Consider the following 4,046-nt stretch of genomic DNA (forward strand, 5'->3'; position numbering starts at 1 on the left):
CAGGGCGCAGATCTGGGCGAGCGCCACGGCGTCGAAGGAGCCGTGGAAGGCGGTCTCCGCGAGATAGGTGACGCCCGGCAGCGTGGTGAGGAGGATCGTGAGCAGAGTTGACGCCACGGCTGCTGTAAGAAGGGCCGCCGAACCTACCGAACGGGCGCGTCGGTAGTCGGTAGATGGGGAAGCGATGGTCGTCATGACAGATCTCTTTTCGTCATCGATTACAGCGAGGGCAAAGTGGAAAGACCGCTGCCCGAATGTGCGGTCACGGTGTTCGGCAGAAGGTCGACGACCGTGAAGACGGCGCGGTGAGCGAGCGACATCAGCTGTCCCAAAAGTTCGGGATGACTCACGGAAGGGATACGTAGCGCTGCGTCGAAACTTCCAGCAGTCTCGAAAAGAAGGGACGATTCCTTCATCACGAAGCCAGCGATCAGGAAGCACACCAGCAACGAAACTGCGTCGAGAGTTCGAGTCATCACAAAGCCTGTTCGATCGGCCGGGCGCTGCGCGATGCACGGGCGAAGCGCGCATGATCCGACGTCTGATTCGAAGTTCCTACGCTGTTCCGAATCTTCGACACAGCGCGATAGAGCCGCTGACGAAGTGCGGCCGAGGTCATGCCGATCTCAGCCGCGATCGATGTCAGATCGGTGTCGGTCTGGTCGAGATATGCGCGCTGAATCAAAGCTCGGTCGGTGCCGGTGATGACTCCGTTCCGAACAGCCCAAGCGAGCAAGTCCTGGGCGAGAAATGGGTTCTCGGTTTCCGCCTCAGGAGCATCGGAACGATCCATCAGATCCGACGCGGGGATCTCACCGGCAAAGGTGTTCTCGTGTGCGATCTTCTTCAAAGTCCGCAAAAAGAGAGCTGCATAAATGTTCTCGCCGGACGGGCGATACTCGGCTATCAATGACATGAAAGTGGCGATTGTGGTGGCCGCACGCTCGTCGTAAGCGTGGTAGGAATCGAAGCCGGCCACCCGCGCGTGACGGGTCAACGAGATCAACTTCCCGAGCATCAGCTGCAACAGCGCTCGCCCCGCGAGAACGCTGCCCTCCTGGTGGAGGGTCAACAGTGCCAGCAGTACGGCGTCGCGATCGAGGCGATGGGCGCCAGCCAAGTCGTTGAGTTCTTGCACCTGCTTCAAGGCCGGCTGATTGACCGACCATGTGAGCACCTCTGCCGCTGCTGAGGGTCGTGCGCACAGCTGCATCCATTCGGTGTTCAGGCGGCTGTAGAGGTCGCCTCGAGTCGCGTCGTGGGACGGCAGGGCGGACGACGAATGGCTGGGTGCGGTTGCTGCGTGGGTGGACATTTCCACGGGTCTCCTCTGTGCGCGTGCGAGGTTGGTCTCGCGCCCAGTAGAGCAGCCCTATATTGCCTCTGACCTGCATGTTTGTTGTTGCCAGGGGAGTGTTTGTTGTTGCCGGAGATGTTGTTGCCGCGCGCTTTGCCGTGAGTGGATGCGCGTGCATCGAAGGCATCGACGTGCACGTTTGAACCTCTGGCAACAAGCACCTGGCCGCGCTCGGAAAAAACTTTGAAAAAAGTTTGGCGAGCTCTGTCACTCAGGTCTTCGCGCCCGGATCTTCCTACAAGTAGAAGCCCACAAATTCGGTGCGGCTTTCACACTCGCCAGTCGCCAGGAGGACCGGATGCACGACTCGATGCAAGCGCTACTGCACGATCTCGGCTACGCCCATGCCATTGCTGAGGAGATCCGTCGAGTCGCTGCGGCTCTCACACGAAACCCATTCGACGAAGATGCCAGCGCCGCGCTCTCGTTGTTGGTATTCGCAGAGGTGCCGGCCGCTCGTGCAGCGCTTGCGCGGGCAATGAGCGCCGACATCCCGGATGGCGAATCAGAACTCGACTCGTCAGAGCAGCCGTCCGAGGCAGGTATCCGATGAACATTGATTGGAAGAAGATCAACAACTTCGGGCGCACTCCGAAACCGAAGCAGGATGGTTCCGCAACCGCCGATTCCACCGAGACGATCGTCGATGAAGTAGAGGAGCGTGTGCGCGCAGAGCGAGTCCAGTGGGGCCTTCGTCAGCAGTGGACTACACGCGCAATTCGCGGTGCGATCATCGCCGCTCTCGTCGCAGGAATTGTCTCACTGCTGCTCGTCGTATTCGGCTCGTCGTCAACTCCGGCAGTCGTCAAAGCAACTGACAACGAAGCGCAAAGCATTGACACCGCAGCACAAGCCCAAGCCGAAGATGTAGCCCGTCAACTGGTCGTGGCGTGGCTTCAAGGAAGCCGAGGAAACGAGCGTGAGATCGAACGGTTCGTTGCCACGCCACCGAATATTCCGGCATCTGCGCTCTACGTTGCGACGGACCCCGCCATCGCATCAATTGTCTTCGATCGCGACGCACGAACCTACGCCGTGACGGTATCGGTCTCGGTACGCCCCGCCAACGATGCCTCCGCAACAATCGTTCGGCGCTACTTCCAAGTTCCTGTTGTTGTGACCGAATCCGGTGCGCGCGCCGCCACACTTCCTTCCGAAGTTGCGCAGCCGTCGACAGCTGTAGACCTTCAACTCGGATATAAGTTCCGCGTCGCGAATCACCCGATCGGAACGTCGGCCAACCAGTTCCTCGCCGCACTTCTGACAGGCAACGGCGAGGTTGCTCGCTACCTGACGCCGGGGGTTTCCATCGCGCCGATCGTCCCGGCGCCGTACCGCAGCATCGCACTCACCGATGTGCTCTCCTCGGTCGATCTCAGTGCGTCGAACTCGGCGGCACCGCGTTCAGATGGCGACGTTGTGCGCTTGTTGATCACTGCATCTTTGAAGATCACCGACGCCGAATCTGTCAACGGTCAGTACGCGCTGACGATGACTTCCCGCGGCGGTCGCTGGGAAGTCAGCGCCATCGATTCAACGCCGCTCTTTGCCGCTACTGCTCCTCGCAGCGGAGTCAATTCGTCGACCACGAGCGCCCCGTCCCCGTCGACTCCGAAGAGCGCTCCGTCGACTTCCGCATCGACATCCGTAGCGCCGGCTCAGGCTCCCGCGCCAAGCCAAACACCCGGATCGTCGCTTCCAGCTGTCGGCGAAGTCCCACTGTTTTCCCCTTCAGGAAATTGACTCCTCGAACCGAAAGGTGACCCATCATGTTCATCGCACTCGCCGCCGCTGACCCCAACACCGCGATCGTCGCCGCCGGTGTCTTCGACAAGATCGGAGAGCTGACCAACAACGGAAAGGTCGCCCTCCAATCTGCAGCCAGCTGCCTGGTCCTGTACTTCCTTCTCCGGAACTTGATGCAGTCCTTCACGATCGCCCGGCTGGTCGTCTCCGCCCTCATCGGTGCTGCAGCGCTCTGGGTTGTCTTCAACATGGACTCCCTCAAGGACCGAACCGGAGAGGACCTGGCCATCTCTGTCGTGCAGGTCGTAGAAGCGCCGGACCCGAGTCTGGATCTGCCGGTGTAAACGGCGACCGGAGACCAGTCGAATCGCCCTTCACCGACCCTGACAAGGAGGACTGCAGATGTCCGTGGTAACCACCGCGGCAACGGACGCGACCACACGAGCACACCGACAGAACTCCTCACGCGAGTCGGTGCACGCATGAACGACGACAACAACGTCGAAGTCATCAAGGACTTCACAACAGCTCGAAGTATTCCTCAGCTGATCGGCCGCACACCCGACGGTAAGAAGCTTCCTTTCGGCCCCTACACAGTCCCTCAAGCCGTCAGTGGCGCCGCTGTCGGAGCAATCCTGTGGCTCCTGCATCCGTTGTGGCTCGGCGACAGCATCACGTGGAACGTCGGATTTTTCGTTGCATGCTGTGGCGGCACGGTGTTCGTCGTCGGCAAGCTCCGATTGGCCGGCCGCAGCCCGGCATCTGTCGCTCAAGGGGTCAAAAAGGCCGTCTTCGCATCGCCTGAGGCCAAGCTGAAGATCAACGGCAAACGCGTGAATATCCGAGCACCGCACCTTGTTCACGCCGGCGGCTACATCACTGCCGATCCGCGCATCGAGGACCAACTCGTCGCTGCTGTGGAACCCGAATCCCCTTCTGAATC

The 4,046-nt window shown here is 60.5% G+C and carries 7 protein-coding genes; 4 read left to right on the forward strand and 3 right to left on the reverse strand.

Going from position 1 to position 4,046, the window contains the following annotated elements:
* The 3 genes from ABT116_RS40515 to ABT116_RS40525 all read right to left on the reverse strand — a co-directional run.
* On the reverse strand, positions 1-195 hold a 195-nt coding region (locus ABT116_RS40515; RefSeq protein ID WP_351645064.1), incomplete at its 3' end, for a hypothetical protein.
* 23 nt (positions 196-218) lie between these two features.
* Entirely contained in the window at positions 219-476 is a 258-nt protein-coding gene (locus ABT116_RS40520; RefSeq protein WP_182262180.1) for a hypothetical protein, read from the reverse strand.
* Positions 476-1,315: a sigma-70 family RNA polymerase sigma factor gene (locus ABT116_RS40525; protein ID WP_209922985.1), complete on the reverse strand. Its 840-nt coding sequence runs from the start codon at positions 1,313-1,315 to the stop codon at positions 476-478. The genes ABT116_RS40520 and ABT116_RS40525 overlap by 1 nt, the downstream gene beginning before the upstream one ends.
* Positions 1,316-1,655: 340 nt before the next feature.
* Here ABT116_RS40525 and ABT116_RS40530 point away from each other — a divergent pair, with 340 nt between their 5' ends.
* The 4 genes from ABT116_RS40530 to ABT116_RS40545 form a co-directional block, all read left to right on the forward strand.
* A complete protein-coding gene (locus ABT116_RS40530; RefSeq protein ID WP_182262178.1) occupies positions 1,656-1,910 on the forward strand; it encodes a hypothetical protein in 255 nt (84 codons plus the stop codon).
* The gene (locus tag ABT116_RS40535) at positions 1,907-3,100 is read left to right on the forward strand and encodes a conjugal transfer protein (protein WP_209922983.1); all 1,194 of its coding nucleotides are present in this window, start codon (positions 1,907-1,909) and stop codon (positions 3,098-3,100) included. Before ABT116_RS40530 ends, ABT116_RS40535 begins: the two co-directional genes overlap by 4 nt.
* A gap of 26 nt (positions 3,101-3,126) precedes the next feature.
* Positions 3,127-3,447, forward strand: a complete 321-nt coding sequence (locus ABT116_RS40540) for a hypothetical protein (RefSeq protein WP_209922981.1) — start codon at positions 3,127-3,129, stop codon at positions 3,445-3,447.
* A gap of 138 nt (positions 3,448-3,585) precedes the next feature.
* On the forward strand, positions 3,586-4,046 hold a 461-nt coding region (locus ABT116_RS40545), incomplete at its 3' end, for a hypothetical protein (protein ID WP_351645069.1).

The organism is Streptomyces sp. NPDC002130 (genome assembly GCF_040296465.1).
In the GTDB taxonomy this organism is placed as follows: Bacteria; Actinomycetota; Actinomycetes; order Streptomycetales; family Streptomycetaceae; genus Streptomyces.

What these genes read in the sequence shown, in the direction of transcription:
- ABT116_RS40520 (WP_182262180.1), bottom strand. Translation starts at nt 476, where the DNA reads ATGACTCGAACTCTCGACGCAGTTTCGTTGCTGGTGTGCTTCCTGATC.
- ABT116_RS40525 (WP_209922985.1), bottom strand. Translation starts at nt 1,315, where the DNA reads ATGTCCACCCACGCAGCAACCGCACCCAGCCATTCGTCGTCCGCCCTG.
- ABT116_RS40530 (WP_182262178.1), top strand. Translation starts at nt 1,656, where the DNA reads ATGCACGACTCGATGCAAGCGCTACTGCACGATCTCGGCTACGCCCAT.
- ABT116_RS40535 (WP_209922983.1), top strand. Translation starts at nt 1,907, where the DNA reads ATGAACATTGATTGGAAGAAGATCAACAACTTCGGGCGCACTCCGAAA.
- ABT116_RS40540 (WP_209922981.1), top strand. Translation starts at nt 3,127, where the DNA reads ATGTTCATCGCACTCGCCGCCGCTGACCCCAACACCGCGATCGTCGCC.